The following is a 21,141-nucleotide window of genomic DNA, read 5'->3' on the forward strand; positions in this document are numbered from 1 at the left end:
ATTTTTTTAAAATACGTCGAATATAAAAATATAAATTTAATGTTTTAAGAAAAGAGAGTAATTTTGTCTAATTTTAATGATTTTTAAAATAATTGATTTGGAAATAAGTTACTAATATGATAATTAATTATTTCGTAACTTTGACAACCGCCCTTTAATTTAATTACTAATTTTAGTATAATTAGTTTTTTTAATTTATTTATATTAATACTATTACAATTAAATAGCAGTAAATGATCTCACTAATTCAGAAGTAGATAAACTAGTATCTAAGCATATACCACTATCGATAATATCTTGTTTAGAAAATGCTTTTTGACTATTAGAAATAGATACAGTTTCTTCTTTTAATTTTGTAGAAAAGTAGTGGTATTAGTAAAATTAGCAAAAATATATTTTTATATGGTATTTTTAATATTAAAGAGGTGATTTTAAATGAATAAAAATACAGTAAAAGAAATTTTAAATAATTTGTCTGATAAAGATTTTATTGAGATTTTTAGAGAAAATAAAACTAGAATTAAACAAATTGAGAAAAAAGAAAAATTTGAAGCAGTCGAACAAAAATTCAAAGAGAAAGGGATTCAATGTCCAGATTGTAGTTCTTTTTTGTGTACTAAATATGGTAGTAAAGATTATAAGCAAAGATATAAATGTAAAAGTTGTAATATTACTTTTCATGCTTTTAAAAATCATTATTTTTATTGAAGTCATTTATCTCATGATCAATGAGATTTATTGATACAAATAGCTACTTTAGGTCAATCTGCTTACATTATTTCTCAATTTATTAATACTACAAATAAAACTGCCTGATTTAATCGTCAAAAATTTATGAAATCAACACAATTAGTAAAAACACAAAATCAATTTGTAAAATTAAAAGCTAGAATTGAAGTTGACGAAACTTTTATCAAAGAAATTCATAAAGGAAACTTTAAAGATCCAAATGATCCAAGAAAACAATGAATTGAAGAAAATGCTAAAGATTTAAATTGTTGTATTCAAATGGCAATTGATGAAAACCGAAATATCTATGCTCAAACAACAAATACTAAAAGATTAAATAAAAAATGAGTACAAGAAAACTTAACATCGAAACTTATCGAAGAAAATTCAATTATAGTTTGTGATATGCAAGTATTATATGATACAGTAGCTAAACAAACTAAATCCACTATCCAGCAGTTTAAATCAAAAGAAAATAAAGAATTAAATTATAAAAAATTAAGTAATGTCAGTAAAATACAATCAAGTTTAAAAGAATTTATTACTCATTACCATGGCATTGGATTTACCAATATTCAAAATTACCTCAATTTATGGAAATGAAAATATCAACACTACAGATTAACCCCTTATCAAAAATCCAATGTGTTATATTTCAGTTTGTAAAAAAAATAAATCCCAAAATTTAATAAAATTAAATTTTAAGTCAAGTTGATGACTTTTTTTATTTTACCACTACTTTTCTACAAAATTAAAACTATTTTCTGTAATCATTATTTTACTTTCATTTTCAATATCTTCTTCATCAATATCTTCTCAGTTATCAACAAGAAAATAACGTGGAGGAAGTTCATCTAATATTTCATGTATACTATTTAAATCTTCTGCCTTTTTAAGTAACTTAGAAATTTCAATAACTTTAGTAGTTTCATCATTTATATTCATCTTTTCATTAAACAAATCAGTTAAATCCAATACATTGTCTTCAGAAATTTGTTCTTTTTCTAATCAATTATTAATTTTTTGATTAAATAATTTAGTTAAAATTACTGCATCTTCCTCAGAAATATTAAACTTTTTTAATCAATCATTATTTTTTTCATTAAATAACTCGGTTAAAATTGCTACATCTTCTTCAAAAATTTTTCTTTTTTTAAACAAACAATTAATCATTTTTACTCAATCAACTTCATCTTTATATTTCCTGAATTGTAAATATAAATGGGACAGTTTTTTAAAATAATTGTATTAAATCTATTGGTCTTTTATAAGATAGTGATTTTCTGGGTGTAGAATTAATTTGAAATGCTATAGTATTTAAATCTTTTTGTTTATATGAAGATAGATCTGTAGATTTTGGTAAATATCTTCTTAAAATACCATTATTATTTTCATTTAAACCTCTTTGACAAGGTTTACCAGGATCTGCAAAATAAATCTTAACATTACAATTTTTTTCGATTAATTTTCATTTACTAAATTCTTTACCACGATCAAAAGTAATAGTTTTAACTGTTCCTTTTTGTAACTTTGAAATAAATTTTATTATACTTTTTGTAATATTTTCTGATTTATTATTTTTAGTTGCTAAAGGAATTGTGGTTTTTGATCATATATCAGCTAAAGTAATAATAGAACTTTTATGATCTTTACCAATGATAGTATCACCCTCTAAATGACCAAATTCTTCTATATTTTTAATATTAGGAATGATTAAATTTCTTTCATGAATAGACTTACAATTATTAATTCTGCCCCTAGTTTCTTTTTGTTTGTGAGGTTTATTTTTTCCTTTTCTCAATAAGTTATTTTCATCAAAACCCATTCGATTTGTTTTAAACATGTTATATAAAGTTTTTGTTGAAATACTTTTTATTTTATTTTCCTTTAAAAAATTAGCAATTATATCAAGAGCATAATTTTTAGTAATTAACAAATGATTAATAGTATTAATTTCTATTAAAGTTAAAATTATTAATTTTCTACCTGCATTTTGTTTATTTTTTTGAATTTTATTCAATATTTCTAATGGTAATAAGTTTTGATTTAATAATCTACAAACTCTATGTACAGTTGATTTACTATAATCAATGGCTTTTGCTATTTTACGAATCGAAAATCCATAACTTTTATATTCTTTTATTGCTATTATTGATTCAATAGTCAGATACTTATACATTGTGCTAATTCCTTTCTTTTTTTAATTATAGAATTAACACAATTTAATTTTTATATAAGTGTCCTTTTTAATTTTACAATTCAGGTTTTCTAAAATAATACGTTTAAATAACGTATTCTTATCTTTTTCTGGCATATTTAATTTTCCTTTCAATGTTAAAATAAATTATTTTAAATAATATTATAACATCAAATATAATGATAAAAACTTTTACAATAGTATATAATTATAAATAAGTAAGGCTTAAAAATAAATATAACTTTTAGGAGGAAAATATGGAAAAGAAACTTTTAACTTATCCTCATGATATATCAAAAAAGTTATTAATCATACTAGGTATAAGTAAAATTGCAATTGGTTTGTCTATCTTATTTGTTTTTATTACAAACTTAATTATCTATACTAATTCAGGATTAATATTTCCTTTTAGAGAAATATCATAAAATAAATTTACAAGATAAAAAATGAGTATAAATGTTTTAAAACATTTATACTCATTTTAAATTTATATTAATTTTAAAAATTCTAAAATTCGATTTAATTCTTTGTGATTACTATAATTGATGATTAGTTGTTTTTTATTGATTTTTACTTTAGTATCTAAAGTTCTTGATAAAGTATTTTCTAATGCTACTAAATGAAGATCTGACTTTTTATTAACATTTTGTTTTTGATTTAAACTTAATTGTTGCATCTTAATAACATCTTCAACCTTACGAACACTCCATTGTTCACTATATGCCCTTTTAGCAATAGTTACCATTAAATTAAGATTAGTACCTAAACTTAATAATGGTTTAACATGACCCATTGTTAATTCATTGCGTTGAAGCATTTGTAAAATCTCTACTGGCAATTGCAAAATTCGTAAAGTATTAGCAATGTGACTACGTGATTTATTAACTTTTTGTGAGAGTTGTTCTTGAGTTCATTTCATTTTACTAATTAAAGTTTGATATGCCTGTGCTTCTTCAAAAGCATTCAAATCAACACGTTGAATATTTTCAATCAAAGCAAATTCCATTAATTGTTGATCCGTTACTTCAATAGTTACTGCAGAGATCTCTGTTAGACCTGCTAATTTTGCAGCTTTAGTTCTACGTTCACCAGCAACTAATTGAAAAACACCATCTTTTATCGTTTTTTTAACAATAATTGGTTGAATTAAACCATGAATTTTAATTGAATCACTTAGTTCTTTAATTTCTTGTTCATTAAATACTACACGCGGTTGATATGGATTAGGAATAATTTTAGCAAGAGAAATAGTTTGTGAAAAAGTTTTAGCAATTTCTGGTGAACTTTCAATGTTAGTTATCAAATCATTTAAACCTTCACCAAAAATTGATGCTAAGCCTTTAGCAGAAATACGATTTTTTTTATCATTAGACATTATTTAACACCTCATTCACTAAACTTTGATAAGCAATAGCACCACTGCAACGTGGCCGATAACTAAAAATATTTTTACCATGACTTGGTGCTTCACTTAGAGTTACATTTCTTGGAATATAATTTTTATAAACTTTTTCTCTAAAATTTTTTTGAATTTCTTTGATAACTTCAACAGAAGAAGTTGTTCTAATATTAACCATAGTTAATAAAATGCCTTCAATTTCTAAATTGGGATTAAATAATTGTTGTACTAAACGAATAGTAGATAATAATTGTACCAAACCACCTAATGCATAAAACTCAGCTTGCAACGGAATAATAACTGAATTAGCTGAAGCTAAAGCATTACGATTAACTAATCCTAAACTAGGTGGACAGTCAATAATAATAAAATCATATACTTCCTTTACAGGTTCTAATTTTTCTAATAAAATATTCCTTTTATTACGAGATTGCTCTAATAAAAATATTTCGGCTCCCGCCAAAGAAATGGTCGATGGTAATAAATCTACTCCTTGACAAACTTCAGTTTTAATGACTTTTTCCAATGGAACATCATGTACTAAAACATCATATATATCTTGTTCAACTTTATCAGCAGCAAAACCCATTGAAATAGTAGCACTACCTTGTGGATCCAAATCAATAAGTAACACTTTTTTATTTTTTATACCTAAACCTGCAGCAAGATTAGTAGCAGTAGTTGTTTTTCCAACTCCACCTTTTTGATTAGCAATTGCAATAATTTTGCCCATAATAATTACCTTTCTAAATTAATAGACTAATATTTTATCCTACTAATTAAGTTTAACACTAATTTTAATTAATATTATTTACAAAGGTTTACTTTTAATTTGTTGATAAGGTCTTGGATATTTTAAAGCACATAATTTATATTTTTGAAAATGAAGGATTGTTCTTTGACCATAGTTGTTTGGTAATTGAACAGTAAATTGATTAATTAACTTTGCACCCATTGTGTTAATACTATTTTGTGCCAACGCAAGTTCTTCTTCAACTTTAAGACCTTTATAAGCAATAAATAATCCTTCAACTTTAACTAATCCTAAACATAATTCACTTAAAATATTTAGCGATGCTAATGCTCTTGCTGTTACAATATCAAATGTTTCACGATATTGATGAGCAAATGCTTCTGCTCTTTGATTAATTATATAAACGTTTTCTAAGTTTAGTTCAGTAATTACTGTTTTTAGAAATTGACATTTCTTTGTATTTGATTCAATAATGGTTAATTGTAATTTGGGAAAACAAATTTTTAAAATTATTCCTGGTATACCAGCACCACTACCAACATCACAAATATTTTGATCCTCCAAAATGATATTATTACTAATTAAAAGAGCATCATAGAAATGTTTATAATAAACTTCTACTTCTTCAATGATTGTTGTTAAGTTATATTTTTTATTTTCAGCAATTAAAATTTTATAATACTGACTTAATTGTTGTTCCATTATTGGGGTTAAAGTTAAATTAGTTAAACCTATACTTCAATCTTTATTCATTGCTTACTCCTAAATCAATCTTTTAATAAAATACTTTATTTAAAGTAGACTATAAATATAGTGCTTTAAATAATTAAATATAATTTAATTATAATTTTATATTTAATTATAATGTTTTTTAGTATATGTTTGAAATTTTATCACATAACTACTATCCTTCAAAATTTAATGTTATTTTTAATTAATTATTAATTAAATAATTTAAAATGCTTAAAATATCATTTTCGTTGTATTTTCTTTAAACTCAAATATAATTAACACATATAATAAGAATTATTAAAAAAATTATAAAAGTTTTTTAACTCATTGCTTAATTTAAAGTAAATGAGTTTTTATGTTTTAATTGATATCATTGAAAGGAAAAATAAAAAAATGAAAATTTTACTTAATTTTTCAAACGAACTAACAAAATCTATTAATAATAGTTCATTAAACACCATTATAGAAATTAACAATTGAACAAATCCTATCAAAGAATATAAAAATAAACTTGAACAAATATATCAAAATTTTCTTTTAATTATGTAGAAAAGTATGGATGACCAAAAATTATTCATCAATTTACACTTAAAATATTATTTTTAATTAAAAATTTGTTAAAAGTAACATTATTTAGTGTAAAAATTCTCTAAAAGTAACACTTTATCATGTATCATTACTTTTCTACAAAATTAAAGAAATTTTCTAAAATCACAAGAATTATCAAAGGCTTTATTTAATAAATCAATAAATATATATAAACCATATTTCATAAATAGAATGAAAAGAGAAATACTATTTATTAAATCAAATGAAGAAAAAAGAAATATAAATCTACAAAATATAAATAAATTGAATACACATGAAATTGAAATACTCACAAAAAAAGAAGTACAAAGATTGAAAACTGTAGAAATAGTAATTTTAACACCAAGACAAATACAAGCATTCACAAACTGACAAATTACTTGATTCACCATTGAACAAATTCAATCATTGACAAAATTACAAATTCAATCATTGACAAAATTACAAATAGAATCGTTTACCACTTTACAAATCACTTGATTTACCAAAAAACAAATATCATGATTTACAAATTTACAAATAACTTTACTTAGAAAAAAACAAATAGCAGCACTCACAAACGAACAAATACCACATTTCACAAAAATACAAATACCAAGTTTTACAACAAAGCAAATAAAAAGTTTTACATGAAAACAACCATTTACAGCAGAACAAATACCACACTTCACAACAGAACAAATAGCAGCAATACCATCAATTCAAATTTCATCATTTCATGATGATCAAATACAAGCACTTACTACAGAACAAATACCCGCATTAACAGAAAAACAAATCCAAGCACTAACAGAAAATCAAATGAAGACATTAACTCTAAATCAAATTAAATGATTTGATTATAAACAAATACAAGTACTAACAGAAAAACAAATTTCTACTTTTACACCGATACAAATACAAATGTTTATAACAGAACAAATACAAGCACTTACAGAAAATCAAATAGTATGATTTAAAACTTCACAAACTATTATCTTAACATCAAGACAAATACAAGCATTCACAACTAAACAAATTCAATGATTTACAAATTCACAAATTTATTATTTAAAAATCTCACAAGTACAAGCATTGACAACTAAACAAATAAGTTCACTTAACTACAATAAAGTTAAAATGTTTACATCACAATGAACTAAAAAATTCAAAGTTTCACAAATACAAGCACTAACACCACAACAAATAAAATGAATTGATTATGAACAAATACCAGATTTTACCAAAGAACAAATACAAATATTTACAATAGAACAAATCCAAGCACTCACAATCGAACAAATAACAACTTTAACACCCCAACAAATACCATTACTAACAGCAGAACAAATAGAAGCACTCACAAAAGAACAAATACCCGCATTAAGTCCAAGAAAAATGGAAGCATTAAGTCCAGAAAAAAGAAAAATATTAAAATTATTAATTAATAAATACCAAAATCAAGAGCAAAAAAGCAAATCTAAAGAGGCTTTTTAGAAATCTGTGTATCTTTGTTTTACAAAGTACTAGTTCAGATTAATTCTGTCTTCAAATTTTATCATAAAATGAGCAATTGCTGTATTTCAATTTTGAATAGGCAATGTTCATTTTTTTGTTATATTTTCAATTGCTAAATAAAATATTTTAAAAACTGACATATCATTAGGAAAAGCTTTTTTGTTTCTAATAACTTTTCGTAATTGACTATTAACAGATTCAATAGCATTTGTTGTATAAATTACTCTTTTGATTTCTGCAGGATAACTAATAAAAATCATCAAATTTTCTCAATTTTTATATCAAGATTTAGCAATTTGGGGATATTGTTTATTTCATTTACTTTCAAATGATTCTAAAGCTTGCATTGCTTGTTCTTCACTACATGCACTATAAATTGGTTTTAAATCTGTAACTAGAGTTTTTCGATGTTTGTATGAAACATATTTTAAACTATTTCGAATTTGATGAACAATGCATAATTGATGTTCTGTTTTAGGATAAACTGCTTGTATTGCTTCTGACATGCCTGTTAAATTATCATTACAAGCAATCAAAATTTCTTTAATTTTGTAGAAAAGTAATGATACATGATAAAGTGTTATTTTTAGAGAATTTTTAAACTAAATAATGTTACTTTTAACAAATTTTTAATTAAAAATAATATTTTAAGTATAAATTGATGAATAATTTTTGGTCATCCATACTTTTCTACATAATTAAAATATTATTTCGAATTAAAATCAAGTCCAATACATCCTACACCTGATGATATTTGACAATTTAAAGATGTAAAAGTAACCTGAATTGTAAATATAAATGGGACAGTTTTTTAAAATAATTGTATTAAATCTATTGGTCTTTTATAAGATAGTGATTTTCTGGGTGTAGAATTAATTTGAAATGCTATAGTATTTAAATCTTTTTGTTTATATGAAGATAGATCTGTAGATTTTGGTAAATATCTTCTTAAAATACCATTATTATTTTCATTTAAACCTCTTTGACAAGGTTTACCAGGATCTGCAAAATAAATCTTAACATTACAATTTTTTTCGATTAATTTTCATTTACTAAATTCTTTACCACGATCAAAAGTAATAGTTTTAACTGTTCCTTTTTGTAACTTTGAAATAAATTTTATTATACTTTTTGTAATATTTTCTGATTTATTATTTTTAGTTGCTAAAGGAATTGTGGTTTTTGATCATATATCAGCTAAAGTAATAATAGAACTTTTATGATCTTTACCAATGATAGTATCACCCTCTAAATGACCAAATTCTTCTATATTTTTAATATTAGGAATGATTAAATTTCTTTCATGAATAGACTTACAATTATTAATTCTGCCCCTAGTTTCTTTTTGTTTGTGAGGTTTATTTTTTCCTTTTCTCAATAAGTTATTTTCATCAAAACCCATTCGATTTGTTTTAAACATGTTATATAAAGTTTTTGTTGAAATACTTTTTATTTTATTTTCCTTTAAAAAATTAGCAATTATATCAAGAGCATAATTTTTAGTAATTAACAAATGATTAATAGTATTAATTTCTATTAAAGTTAAAATTATTAATTTTCTATCTGCATTTTGTTTATTTTTTTGAATTTTATTCAATATTTCTAATGGTAATAAGTTTTGATTTAATAATCTACAAACTCTATGTACAGTTGATTTACTATAATCAATGGCTTTTGCTATTTTACGAATCGAAAATCCATAACTTTTATATTCTTTTATTGCTATTATTGATTCAATAGTCAGATACTTATACATTGTGCTAATTCCTTTCTTTTCTTAATTATAGAATTAACACAATTTAATTTTTATATAAGTGTCCTTTTTAATTTTACAATTCAGGTTTTATTTAAAATTACACTTATATATTTATATAATAATTAAGTAAATTAATTTTTTAAATATATTTACAATAAATTTAGATTTTTTTAAAATAGTTAGGAGAAGTAAATGTGAATTTTAATTATAAATGAAATTTTAGAGAACAAAGTGCAAAAATTGATAAATTAGTTTTAGAACATATAACAAAGAAATGAGAAAAATGTTTTAATTATGTAGAAAAGTATGGATGACCAAAAATTATTCATCAATTTACACTTAAAATATTATTTTTAATTAAAAATTTGTTAAAAGTAACATTATTTAGTGTAAAAATTCTCTAAAAATAACACTTTATCATGTATCATTACTTTTCTACAAAATTAAAGAAACATTCTATGAGATTAATAGTAACATATACAGATAATATTAATCACAAAGTACAAAATAAAAGAGTAAAGGCAATTATAAGACCAACAAAAACAGTAATTGGCATTAAAAAAACTGCTGAATTTGTTAAAGAACATTGTCAAAAATTTTATGAAAATATTGAACAAGCAAAAATTATTATTTGTGGTGATAGTGCAGGATGAATTAAAGAAGTTGCTGATTATTTAGGTGCACAGTTTGTTTTAGATAAATTCCATTTAATTAGAACATTATATCTTGGTATAATGCCTGGAAATAAAGGAAAATATTTAAAAGAATATAATTACTGTAAAAATTTAATTAATAATGGTCAATATGAACAATTAATTGATTATTTATATAAAGAATTAGATAATCATAAAAAATTAAAGAAAAAATATTTTAAAAATAATAAACAAGGTATTGAAAATCAAGGTGCAAAATGAAATATTGGTTGTTTTACAGAAACAAATATTTGACATGTTTTAAAAGAAATGCTTGGTAATAGAACATATAATATTTTGATTTACATTAAAATGGTTATTTTTAAATGTAATAAGATAAATTTAGAAACATAGTTTTAATGAACATAGTAATTATTAATTATTTCACAATTTTGTATTGCATCTCAAAAATTATTATTTTTCATTTTTACTTTTAAACCAATAATGAAAAAAGTTAATGATAAAGTTATTATTGCTAAAATTGGTACCAAAATTACACAAAAAATAACTCCAATTTGTAATTGAATTCAATTGTAATAATTTCCATTACAATTAGTTATTGAACATACAGATTTGGGAGAATAACCTAAAATATGGATTATACTGGTTGTACTTAATATTCCAAATCCATTTTTTTCTAGGTTTATATATTTTTTTGTTAATAAATTGTAAATATGAGAATGATAATCACAAGAACCTATAAGAGTTAAACCTATAATCATAATTAAAATAGTAAAAATAAATAATAATACAGTTATTAACTGTAATTTTTTCAGTGTTTTAATTTTCATTTTTAAATCCTCTCTAAGTTTATTTAATAAGTTTAGCATTTACTAAAATTTAATATAAGTATTTTAGTTGAAATATATTTTAAAAAATAGTAAGATGAATGTACAATTTCATAAAAATCCAAATTATTTCTTGTCTAACATAATAATAAGACTGTATAAAATAATTTATTCCGGATTTTTGACAATCTCCCAGATATTTTCTTTAATTTTGTAGAAAAGTAATGATACATGATAAAGTGTTATTTTTAGAGAATTTTTAAACTAAATAATGTTACTTTTAACAAATTTTTAATTAAAAATAATATTTTAAGTGTAAATTGATGAATAATTTTTGGTCATCCATACTTTTCTACATAATTAAAAGATATTTTCTTAAAAAATAAATTTTTTAATCTAATTTACATTACTATACATTTATTTTTTTTAGATTTAAAACTTATTTCTTCATCATCATTAATTTTTTGATAGTTAATATTAGAAATTTTATTAATTATTTTCTTCTCATTATTTTTAAATGTTTTTATTTTTTTAATATTTTTTTTCTAAACTCTCATTGTTCTGTTCAGTCAATTTCTCAAAATTGTCATTTAAGTTTTTTACCATAATTTAAATTTCCCCTTTTTTCATTGTTTAATAAATTTATTATACACAATAAAATAAAAACTGAATTTATTAAAAACATTTAAAATATTATATTTATTAAACTTGATAAAGGTTTTAAAACATTGTTAGCATATAATTTTATTGTCATTTTCTACCTGCTTTAACATAAGGTTGCGCTCAACTTTTTACTAATTCTGTATTAGGGCGAAAAATCATTAATGATACTAATGCTATTAAATATGGAAACATACCTCATAATCAACTTGGAATATTATTACTAATAACTATAAATGTTTGTGAAGTATTTATATACTGATATAAAAAAGAAAAAATAAAACAAATAATAGAAGTTAAAAAAAATCTACTGTGTGCCATCATTCATAAAGCAATTGCCAAAAATCCAATACCAGCAAAATTATTACTATAAATAAAAGTACTTGGAAGTACATAAACAAATAAAGCACCTGAAAAACAAGCTAAAGAACTAGAAAATAGCGAAATATAAAATCGAGAACGACGAACATGAATATAATTTAAAGCTACTGCGGTTGGATTCTCACCAATTCCTCTAATGTATAATCCAAGCTTAGTCAAAAATAAAATAGCTGCAAAAATATAAATTGCTAAAAAGGTTACCAAAATTGCAATTCAAGAAAATTGATAAATATAAATACTTGCTAATGAATAATTTATTTCTCCAGTAAATGTTAATGGTAAAATTACTGCTAATCCATAACCAAAGTAATTAATAACCATTGATACTAAAAATTGATTAGCTCTAAACAATAAGGTTGCTAAACTATGAATTAAACCAAATACAATTCCAATGATAATAGTGATAAAAAATGCCAAAATTGCAACTCCACTACCAAAATTATTTTTTAATTCTGAAACAATTATACAATATGTAGCAGCACCAGTACACATAATACCATCAAAACCAAAATTAACAATTCCTGCTCTAGTATTTAAAATTCCACCTGTACATAACAATAATAATGGACAAGCAAATAATAATGTATTAACTAAAATTGTTGAAAATGAAAGTAACATAATTATTTTTTTCTCCTTTTCCTTTTAAATATTTTATTTTTTTTAAAAATTTTTGAAGATTTTGATTCAACATTAACAATTTTAACGTTTTGTTGTTCATCCTTAATTAATTCTTTTTTTCATATTAACTTCTTTTTTAGTCTTATTAAATATTCTTTAATAGCAATAGAATGAGTTAAGTAATGCCAAATAAAAGGATAAATACCAATAATGTAAATGGTTATTGATAATACTATTATTGCAATTTCTGGATTTTTCAAATACATAAAAGCATTATTTTCAATAGGACTAATAAATAAACTCATAAAAAATGATGAAAATAAAATAACTCCTGGTGTATATCCCGCTAAAGCAGCTACTACTATCCCATAAAATCCTTCTTGAATTGGAGCAGAAAGCGAAGGTAAATTATTATTAACTCCTAAAAAATAAAGATAACCAGCAATTCCTGCTATCGCTCCTGAAATTGGTAAAATTATTAAACCCTGATATTGGGGATTTAATCTGGCATATTTTGCAGCAACGGGGTTTTTAGCAATTGCGTTTAATTTAAAACCAAGAGTGCGATTATTAAAAATAATAATTGCTATTAATAAGACAATAATAGCAATAATAATACCAGCAGAAAATAAATTACTAATGCTAAAAGGTCCACTAATTAATGAAAATCTAAGATTAGTAATTTGTGTTGGAATGTTTAAGTTATGATAAACATTACTGGCTATTAAACCTTTATATCCTTCTCAAGCAATAAAATTAAATAAAATAGTGCTAATAATTTCATGAATTTTAAAATAAGTTTTTAAAATTGCAATAATTAAACCAGCTAAACCACCAATTAAAACTGCAATTAATAAAAGAAAAGGAGTAATTCATTTACTATGACCACCACTTTTATAAATATCTACTGCCAATACATATGTTACCATAGCACTAAATAACATTTGACCACTAACTCCAAAGTTATAAATACGATACTTAAAAGTAATAGCTACCGCTAATCCTGTTAATATTAATACACTATATGTTTCAATTAAATTACTAAAACTTACTAAATTAGTTAAAGGATTAATAAAAATAGTTTTCCAAAATGATAATGGATTAACTTGTAAACATAGCATTAATAAACTAACAAAAAATAGAGTTATTAGTAATAATAGTGCACCCACTAATCAAAAATTTCATTTTTTAATATTTTCCAACATCTTTTAACCCAACCTTGACCTAATATTTTCCATTTTTTTATTAATTCAACTAGTAATTTTGACAAATGGTCTTTTCAAATAATTAATTGTTCTAATTATTTTTTTCTTTTTCAAACTTCACTTTGTTTGTGGTAATTGATACATTTTATCAGTTTTAACAATTATTTCATTTGTAATAGGATAATCATGCCATAGTGCTGGATTGTTCATTATTTCAACTTTAACATTTTTATTTTCCAATTTACAAACAAATTGTTTGTGATAAATAACTGCTACTCGTTGACACAATAATTGTAATAAGTACGGATCAGTATCAATAATTAAAATGCTTGAACCACTTTCGCGTAACTCTATTATCTTTTTAATAATTAATAATGAAGAATTTTCATCTAAATCAGAAAATGGATTAGATAAAATTAATAATTGTGGTTGCTCTTCAATACTTCTTGCTAATACAAATTTCTGGATTTCTCCTTTTGATAATTTATTAATTTTAATAAAAATATTATTATAGTTAAATATTTGATATTTTTTAATAATTTCTCGTGCCTTTTTATTAACAACGGCTGTTTTGACAACTCCGGATTTAGTTACATATTTTTCTTTATTATAATTTCAAAAGGTAAAATTTTCAAATAAAGTAGCATCAGGAATTATAGCAGTATTACTATAATGTCCAGATATTCAATCAATTCCTAAATTACTAATTTCTTGCGGTTTAAAATAAGTTACTTCTTGTTCTTGAAAAAAAATGCGTCCTGTTTGCGTTTTAATCATACGTACTATACTTTCAAGTAAAACCTCGCTATAAAGGTTTTCATAATCATAAATACCATATATTTCACCAGGGCAAATTGCAAATTCAATTTTATGAAAATTTGAAATATTAGGTTTATTCAAAGAAAGATTATCAATATAAAGCATTGGTACTGAATTTATCAATTTTGGCTTTTTATAATTAAAAATCTTACCTCAATAATTAGTTGTAAACAATTTAGTATTTTCTTCTAATTTCATTACTTTTGTTTTACCAATATTTAAGTTTTCAATTCAAGATACTCGGTTAGCAACCATTTTAGCAAATTCTTCATCTCTAGTTGTGAAAAGGACCGTTATTTCTTCATTACGAAATGTTTTAAAAATCATTCAAAACTCTACTTTTTGACTATCAGATAAACCAACAGTTGGTTCATCTAACAGCAATATTTTAGGTTCTTTGAATAACGCACGAAGTAAAGATAATTTTTTTAATTCTTCAATCGCAAGTGTTGATACTCTCTTATTTAAATTAAGCTTAATTTTATATTTTTCCATTAAATTATTAATTTTAAATTCAGCTTCTTTTCAATTAGGAAAAATTTTGGCAATAGTTGGTTCATTACCAAGTATAATATTTTGTTTAACAGTAAGATTGTCTAAGAAAAAATCATCTTGACCAGCATAAGCCATTCTAAAATAAAGCATTTCACTAGGATCACGAGGAAAATAACATCCTTTTCTTAAACTATTAATAACAATTTTTCCTTTAGAAGGTTGTTCAAAACCAGCAAGCATTCTAATTAACGTTGATTTACCAACGCTATTATTACCAACAATGGCATGAATTTCTTGTGTTATTTCTAAATTAACATTTTCAAATATAACACGAGTATCATAATATTTACTAATTTTTTGTAACTTCAATATTGTTTTTTCCATAATTATATATCTCCATACTGATTAGTAAAATCAATGTTATTAACACCATAAGTTTGGATTTTACTTTCTGAAGCACTAGGTATAATTTTAAAATTAGGATTAATCTCTTCGTTAAATGTCTCATCAAAAATTTCCAAACCAGGCATAAAACCAAAAGCTAAATAATTAATATCATCATAAACATAATCACTATTATTAATAACATTAGATCCAACAAAACTAATAGTTTTACTATAAGTTGGACGTGAAGATATTAACCTAGCAGTATAAGCAATAATACTGTTATATCAATAATTAGTATTAATAATAAAATTAACACCATGTGTTTCATATAATGATTGGGCAATCTGACCAACACCGGCAACACTATCAGCACTATAAATATTACTTGTTACAAAACTATCATGAGGATTAGCATAAATAATTTTATATGTAATTTTTGGATTATCAATACCATTAATTATCTCAGCAAATTGATTCAAAATAGTTTGATCATAATCAATGCCAATATTATTAATAATACCAATTCTAACTATCAATTTACCGTTGTCATCAACATCAAAGTTATATTTTTTATTTATTATTCCATCCTGAACATTTTGTTGAAAATGTTCAGCAATTTTACTGCCATAATTTAAATGGCTACTAGTTACGTTATCAGTATTATATCTAATATCATAAATATTATTAGTGACTTTAACCGTATCAGCAATAATATTATTAAAAAAATAAAATTTAACATTCTGAAATTGTTGTAATACTCTAATTAAGTTTTTAGTAGAATAACTACTAGTTTCACTATGATGTGGAATATACTTTTGAAAACTAGGATTTAAAATATAAACTTTTTTGATATTATATGTAAATAAAAAGTTTCTCAACATTAATGCATAATAATTATCATCTTGAGAACTAAACAATGTTACTACATGATCTTTACCATAAAAAGTTTGTAACTTTTGATAAACAAGTCGGTCATAAATGTTTTGATTTTGTGCTTGTTGATAACTTGTTATTAATAAAACTGTTGGTTGTAAATTCCAAGTACAAGCATAAATACTACTACTAATAGTAGTTATTGTTGGCAAAATTATAGTGAATAATAGAAAATGTCGAAACATAAAAACCACCTACTAATAATACTATTATAATTATACAAGAAATCTTAGTTTAATATCAAACAATCAATTTATTACAAATTAATTAAACAGTTTATTAAAAAAATAAAAAAGAATATAGATAAAAAGGATTTATGACAATTAATTTTATTAATAGTAATATTTGGTTTGTTATTATTTTCAAGGTTATTTTCTTTTGTTATTCCTAAAATGTAATGATAAGGAATTTTAATTTTATTTTTAGTCCCATTTACGTTCTTATTTATATCTTTTGCTAGATCATTTATTTGAAATTCTAATTTTTCAATGATTTTAAAAAACAAAAAAATAAATTATTTACTATTAACTTTAACTTATTTATATAAATTTTATATACTTTATATTTATTTTTAATAAAAACTTAATTAATTGTAAAATACATAAAATTTGATAATATACAATTGTTATATAGTATACATAAATTTTAACCAATTACTTTTATAGGAAAGTAAATGGATTTTTTGTTAAAAGGAGGTATTAAAATGGCAGACAAAAATAAATCAGAAATATTTCAAAAAATAACAACACAGCAAGACATTAAAGATATTTTAAACCAATCAAATTCTACATTTAAAAATAAAAAAGGAAGAAAAAAAGAAAGACATGGTGGGTTAACATTTAAATTTAATAAAATTAATACTACTAATAATCAATTAACAAGTATAGTAATTAATGATAACCTATCAAAAAATAATATAGAAAATTCCTTTAATTTTGTAGAAAAGTAGTGGTAAAATAAAAAAAGTCATCAACTTGACTTAAAATTTGATTTTATTAAATTTTGGGATTTATTTTTTTTACAAACTGAAATATAACACATTGGATTTTTGATAAGGGGTTAATCCGTAGTGTTGATATTTTCATTTCCATAAATTGAGGTAATTTTGAATATTGGTAAATCCAATGCCATGGTAATGAGTAATAAATTCTTTTAAACTTGATTGTATTTTACTGACATTACTTAATTTTTTATAATTTAATTCTTTATTTTCTTTTGATTTAAACTGCTGGATAGTGGATTTAGTTTGTTTAGCTACTGTATCATATAATACTTGCATATCACAAACTATAATTGAATTTTCTTCGATAAGTTTCGATGTTAAGTTTTCTTGTACTCATTTTTTATTTAATCTTTTAGTATTTGTTGTTTGAGCATAGATATTTCGGTTTTCATCAATTGCCATTTGAATACAACAATTTAAATCTTTAGCATTTTCTTCAATTCATTGTTTTCTTGGATCATTTGGATCTTTAAAGTTTCCTTTATGAATTTCTTTGATAAAAGTTTCGTCAACTTCAATTCTAGCTTTTAATTTTACAAATTGATTTTGTGTTTTTACTAATTGTGTTGATTTCATAAATTTTTGACGATTAAATCAGGCAGTTTTATTTGTAGTATTAATAAATTGAGAAATAATGTAAGCAGATTGACCTAAAGTAGCTATTTGTATCAATAAATCTCATTGATCATGAGATAAATGACTTCAATAAAAATAATGATTTTTAAAAGCATGAAAAGTAATATTACAACTTTTACATTTATATCTTTGCTTATAATCTTTACTACCATATTTAGTACACAAAAAAGAACTACAATCTGGACATTGAATACCTTTCTCTTTGAATTTTTGTTCGACTGCTTCAAATTTTTCTTTTTTCTCAATTTGTTTAATTCTAGTTTTATTTTCTCTAAAAATCTCAATAAAATCTTTATCAGACAAATTATTTAAAATTTCTTTTACTGTATTTTTATTCATTTAAAATCACCTCTTTAATATTAAAAATACCATATAAAAATATATTTTTGCTAATTTTACTAATACCACTACTTTTCTACATAATTAAAAGAAAATTCTGAGAGAGTTTCTATTATTTCAACAGATAGTGAAAATATACAAGAAACAAATAATGATATATGAACAGTATGAACAAAATTCAAAAATTATGTAATTTCACCAGCATCAACTTCAATTTCAAATACAGAAGAAATGTTAAAAATTCAAAAACTAACAAAAGAAAATCAGCAACTTAAAAATAAAATCAAGTCATTAAAGCAAGAAAAACAAAACAATATTAACTTCGACAATTTTAAATATAATGCTGTAACAATTTTAGATGAATATAAAGATATTTTATTTTGAAAAAATCAGCTTCAAGATCAAAAAAAAGAAAAACAAGAACTTAAACAACAAAAAGAAAATCCTGAATTGTAAAATATTGACAATCATATAATTTAAAACAATTTTATAATCCAGAAAAAGATATGTATAAATTTGATTTTTATTCAGTTGGTGTTGATTGAGCAACTGGACATAAAGACCATACTGTATTTATGGTCATTGGTTTTAAAGAATATAATAATACTGGTTATTATGATGCTTATATTATTTGTGAATTAGTAGTTACTCCAAATGATTTTATAAATGAAAACGAAAAAATTAATGCTTATGTTAATGAAATTTTCTTTAATTTTGTAGAAAAGTAATGATACATGATAAAGTGTTATTTTTAGAGAATTTTTACACTAAATAATGTTACTTTTAACAAATTTTTAATTAAAAATAATATTTTAAGTGTAAATTGATGAATAATTTTTGGTCATCCATACTTTTCTACATAATTAAAAGAAATTTTAGGATTAATGGATAATTTTGAAAATTTTGAACAAGCAATTTATTTTTATGATGATAAAGCAAGAACAGCAATTGATTGATTAAATCAAAAATTAATAGATGAACATAATACTATTTTAATAACACAAACTGCTATTAAACACGCTTCAAATTTAAATCAAGAAGCAGGATTAACTAATAGAGTAGTTTGAATGAGAAATATTATGAGTTATGGAAACTTTTATGCAAATAAAGATGATTTATCAAAAACTACTCAATGTTTAGAAGAATTACGTTATGACCAAACCAAAACTAACATTCCTGACAAAAATATGTATCAAGACCCATATGATGCTTTGTTTTATGCACTATATCCATACAAAAATGTAATTAGGGGCAAAAATAATGCTTCTTCAAAAAAAAGTATCTTCACATTTGCAATATAATAAACAAGTACAGTAGAATTAATAGTTCTAGGTCTCATAAAATAAACGCCTTTAATTTAGGCGTTATTTTCGTTTAAAAGCATACTTGTAAAATATCATAAAATAAGTAAAATTTAGAAGTAAAATCAATAAATAATGAGTTATTTAATATGAAAACATGAATAAAAATAAATTTAGGTAGAATAACATTAATATTAGCTACTTTAGCATTAATTATTGCTACCACTGGTTTAATACTTGGTGCAAAATCTAATAGCAAAACAAATGAACTAAATTATTATTTAGATTATGATTATGAAGCGCACTGGGGGGCTCCTATTTGAGCAGAAAAAGTTAGTAATTATCATAAAATAAAACTATATTTTGGAATTAAACCTTCAAAACAAGATGATATAAAATGAAATGGCATTTATCCTGATGGATATTTTGATAAATAAAATTTAAAAATAATGTATAATGATAAATATAAATTTAATATAAGTTTTTAAAACCTATTCTTTGATTTAAAAGTTAATAGGTTTTTTATTTTGAAGGGAGAAATAAATATGATTAAATTTAAAAAAATATTTTCAAAAGAATTAGGAAAAATGGGTAGTGTATCCGGTGGTATATTAGGAGGGATGATACAGCCATTAAATTCTAAAAACATATGAGATTTAAATAATATTGATGAAACATCTATATCATGTGCAAAAACATTGTCATCAATACTAATAGGATATAAAATAGGATATATTTTAGGATATTCATTGGGATATACGATTGGATATGGTTTGGACACATTATATTCTTGCATTACTAATCAATCAGAATTAACATATAGAATACTTAACAATACAAATAGAAATGATAATTTTTCAGATAGTATATCACCAAATGCTCCTCAACTAAATGATGTGATTATTAATAATATTAATTCTGAAAATAATATTGAACCTTCAACCAACAATGGCAATTCTGCAAGACAATTAACTATATAAATTCCTGAATTGTAAAATTAAAAAGGACACTTATATAAAAATTAAATTGTGTTAATTCTATAATTAAGAAAAGAAAGGAATTAGCACAATGCTTTAATTTTGTAGAAAAGTAATGATACATGATAAAGTGTTATTTTTAGAGAATTTTTACACTAAATAATGTTACTTTTAACAAATTTTTAATTAAAAATAATATTTTAAGTGTAAATTGATGAATAATTTTTGGTCATCCATACTTTTCTACATAATTAA

General features: G+C 22.7%; 22 protein-coding genes and 2 pseudogenes. 11 read left to right on the forward strand and 13 right to left on the reverse strand.

Annotation, left to right across the window (positions count from 1 at the left end; all coding sequences use genetic code 4):
* Positions 1-435 precede the first annotated feature (435 nt).
* Positions 436-1,395: a transposase-like zinc-binding domain-containing protein gene (locus AAHH39_RS12780; RefSeq protein ID WP_342218351.1), complete on the forward strand. Its 960-nt coding sequence runs from the start codon at positions 436-438 to the stop codon at positions 1,393-1,395.
* 69 nt (positions 1,396-1,464) lie between these two features.
* On the opposite strand, the gene AAHH39_RS12785 is transcribed toward AAHH39_RS12780, so the two are convergent.
* Together AAHH39_RS12785 and AAHH39_RS12790 are read right to left on the reverse strand one after the other, a co-directional pair.
* Complete coding sequence (locus AAHH39_RS12785) at positions 1,465-1,902, reverse strand: hypothetical protein (RefSeq protein ID WP_342218352.1); 438 nt, start codon at positions 1,900-1,902, stop codon at positions 1,465-1,467.
* 61 nt (positions 1,903-1,963) lie between these two features.
* Positions 1,964-2,908, reverse strand: coding sequence for an IS30 family transposase (locus AAHH39_RS12790; RefSeq protein WP_342217458.1), 945 nt, complete (start codon positions 2,906-2,908; stop codon positions 1,964-1,966).
* 275 nt (positions 2,909-3,183) lie between these two features.
* Here AAHH39_RS12790 and AAHH39_RS12795 point away from each other — a divergent pair, with 275 nt between their 5' ends.
* A complete protein-coding gene (locus AAHH39_RS12795; RefSeq protein ID WP_252319837.1) occupies positions 3,184-3,351 on the forward strand; it encodes a hypothetical protein in 168 nt (55 codons plus the stop codon).
* Between the two features lie 62 nt (positions 3,352-3,413).
* Here the strand turns inward: AAHH39_RS12795 and AAHH39_RS12800 are convergent, their stop codons facing one another.
* From AAHH39_RS12800 to rsmG, 3 genes are all read right to left on the reverse strand, one after another.
* Entirely contained in the window at positions 3,414-4,301 is an 888-nt protein-coding gene (locus tag AAHH39_RS12800) for a ParB/RepB/Spo0J family partition protein (RefSeq protein ID WP_342218353.1), read from the reverse strand.
* A complete protein-coding gene (locus AAHH39_RS12805; protein ID WP_174480209.1) occupies positions 4,294-5,058 on the reverse strand; it encodes a ParA family protein in 765 nt (254 codons plus the stop codon). Before AAHH39_RS12805 ends, AAHH39_RS12800 begins: the two co-directional genes overlap by 8 nt.
* A gap of 78 nt (positions 5,059-5,136) precedes the next feature.
* Positions 5,137-5,832, reverse strand: coding sequence for a 16S rRNA (guanine(527)-N(7))-methyltransferase RsmG (gene rsmG / locus AAHH39_RS12810; protein WP_342218354.1), 696 nt, complete (start codon positions 5,830-5,832; stop codon positions 5,137-5,139).
* An 879-nt stretch (positions 5,833-6,711) separates the two neighbouring features.
* Between rsmG and AAHH39_RS12815 the strand changes: the two genes are divergently transcribed.
* Complete coding sequence (locus AAHH39_RS12815; RefSeq protein ID WP_342218355.1) at positions 6,712-7,875, forward strand: hypothetical protein; 1,164 nt, start codon at positions 6,712-6,714, stop codon at positions 7,873-7,875.
* A 29-nt stretch (positions 7,876-7,904) separates the two neighbouring features.
* Here the strand turns inward: AAHH39_RS12815 and AAHH39_RS12820 are convergent.
* Together AAHH39_RS12820 and AAHH39_RS12825 are read right to left on the reverse strand one after the other, a co-directional pair.
* A pseudogene (locus tag AAHH39_RS12820) lies at positions 7,905-8,444 on the reverse strand (IS256 family transposase); the annotation flags it as partial.
* Between the two features lie 263 nt (positions 8,445-8,707).
* On the reverse strand, positions 8,708-9,652 hold the full coding sequence (locus AAHH39_RS12825) for an IS30 family transposase (RefSeq protein ID WP_342218357.1): 945 nt from the start codon (positions 9,650-9,652) through the stop codon (positions 8,708-8,710).
* A gap of 194 nt (positions 9,653-9,846) precedes the next feature.
* Here AAHH39_RS12825 and AAHH39_RS12830 point away from each other — a divergent pair, with 194 nt between their 5' ends.
* Together AAHH39_RS12830 and AAHH39_RS12835 are read left to right on the forward strand one after the other, a co-directional pair.
* Positions 9,847-10,056 carry a hypothetical protein gene (locus AAHH39_RS12830; RefSeq protein WP_342218358.1) on the forward strand — a complete coding sequence of 70 codons (210 nt, stop codon included), beginning with the start codon at positions 9,847-9,849 and terminating at the stop codon, positions 10,054-10,056.
* A gap of 15 nt (positions 10,057-10,071) precedes the next feature.
* The gene (locus AAHH39_RS12835) at positions 10,072-10,698 is read left to right on the forward strand and encodes an Mbov_0401 family ICE element transposase-like protein (RefSeq protein WP_342218359.1); all 627 of its coding nucleotides are present in this window, start codon (positions 10,072-10,074) and stop codon (positions 10,696-10,698) included.
* Positions 10,699-11,876: 1,178 nt separating this feature from the next.
* Here AAHH39_RS12835 and AAHH39_RS12840 read toward each other — a convergent pair.
* The 4 genes from AAHH39_RS12840 to AAHH39_RS12855 all read right to left on the reverse strand — a co-directional run bounded on the left by AAHH39_RS12840 (position 11,877) and on the right by AAHH39_RS12855 (position 16,782).
* A complete protein-coding gene (locus AAHH39_RS12840; RefSeq protein WP_342218360.1) occupies positions 11,877-12,791 on the reverse strand; it encodes an ABC transporter permease subunit in 915 nt (304 codons plus the stop codon).
* Between the two features lie 2 nt (positions 12,792-12,793).
* Entirely contained in the window at positions 12,794-13,912 is a 1,119-nt protein-coding gene (locus AAHH39_RS12845; RefSeq protein WP_342218361.1) for an ABC transporter permease subunit, read from the reverse strand.
* An 87-nt stretch (positions 13,913-13,999) separates the two neighbouring features.
* The gene (locus AAHH39_RS12850) at positions 14,000-15,694 is read right to left on the reverse strand and encodes an ATP-binding cassette domain-containing protein (protein WP_342218362.1); all 1,695 of its coding nucleotides are present in this window, start codon (positions 15,692-15,694) and stop codon (positions 14,000-14,002) included.
* A gap of 2 nt (positions 15,695-15,696) precedes the next feature.
* The gene (locus AAHH39_RS12855; protein ID WP_342218363.1) at positions 15,697-16,782 is read right to left on the reverse strand and encodes a hypothetical protein; all 1,086 of its coding nucleotides are present in this window, start codon (positions 16,780-16,782) and stop codon (positions 15,697-15,699) included.
* Between the two features lie 551 nt (positions 16,783-17,333).
* Between AAHH39_RS12855 and AAHH39_RS12860 the strand changes: the two genes are divergently transcribed.
* On the forward strand, positions 17,334-17,579 hold the full coding sequence (locus tag AAHH39_RS12860; protein ID WP_342218364.1) for a hypothetical protein: 246 nt from the start codon (positions 17,334-17,336) through the stop codon (positions 17,577-17,579).
* 69 nt (positions 17,580-17,648) lie between these two features.
* Here the strand turns inward: AAHH39_RS12860 and AAHH39_RS12865 are convergent, their stop codons facing one another.
* The gene (locus AAHH39_RS12865; RefSeq protein WP_342217794.1) at positions 17,649-18,608 is read right to left on the reverse strand and encodes a transposase-like zinc-binding domain-containing protein; all 960 of its coding nucleotides are present in this window, start codon (positions 18,606-18,608) and stop codon (positions 17,649-17,651) included.
* Between the two features lie 231 nt (positions 18,609-18,839).
* Here AAHH39_RS12865 and AAHH39_RS12870 point away from each other — a divergent pair, with 231 nt between their 5' ends.
* On the forward strand, positions 18,840-19,064 hold the full coding sequence (locus AAHH39_RS12870) for a hypothetical protein (protein WP_342218365.1): 225 nt from the start codon (positions 18,840-18,842) through the stop codon (positions 19,062-19,064).
* 50 nt (positions 19,065-19,114) lie between these two features.
* Entirely contained in the window at positions 19,115-19,336 is a 222-nt protein-coding gene (locus tag AAHH39_RS12875) for a hypothetical protein (protein ID WP_342218366.1), read from the forward strand.
* Between the two features lie 23 nt (positions 19,337-19,359).
* On the opposite strand, the pseudogene AAHH39_RS13600 reads toward AAHH39_RS12875, so the two are convergent.
* Positions 19,360-19,482: pseudogene (locus AAHH39_RS13600) on the reverse strand (IS30 family transposase); the annotation flags it as partial.
* A gap of 10 nt (positions 19,483-19,492) precedes the next feature.
* Between AAHH39_RS13600 and AAHH39_RS12880 the strand changes: the two are divergent.
* From AAHH39_RS12880 to AAHH39_RS12890, 3 genes are all read left to right on the forward strand, one after another.
* Complete coding sequence (locus AAHH39_RS12880) at positions 19,493-19,909, forward strand: hypothetical protein (RefSeq protein ID WP_342218367.1); 417 nt, start codon at positions 19,493-19,495, stop codon at positions 19,907-19,909.
* A gap of 149 nt (positions 19,910-20,058) precedes the next feature.
* Positions 20,059-20,346 (forward strand): hypothetical protein, encoded by a 288-nt coding sequence (locus AAHH39_RS12885; RefSeq protein ID WP_342218368.1) that lies wholly within the window; start codon positions 20,059-20,061, stop codon positions 20,344-20,346.
* A gap of 108 nt (positions 20,347-20,454) precedes the next feature.
* On the forward strand, positions 20,455-20,889 hold the full coding sequence (locus AAHH39_RS12890) for a hypothetical protein (RefSeq protein WP_342218369.1): 435 nt from the start codon (positions 20,455-20,457) through the stop codon (positions 20,887-20,889).
* Positions 20,890-21,141: the final 252 nt, after the last annotated feature.

The organism is Spiroplasma endosymbiont of Amphimallon solstitiale, from assembly GCF_964030965.1.
GTDB lineage: Bacteria > Bacillota_I > Bacilli_A > Mycoplasmatales > VBWQ01 > Spiroplasma_E.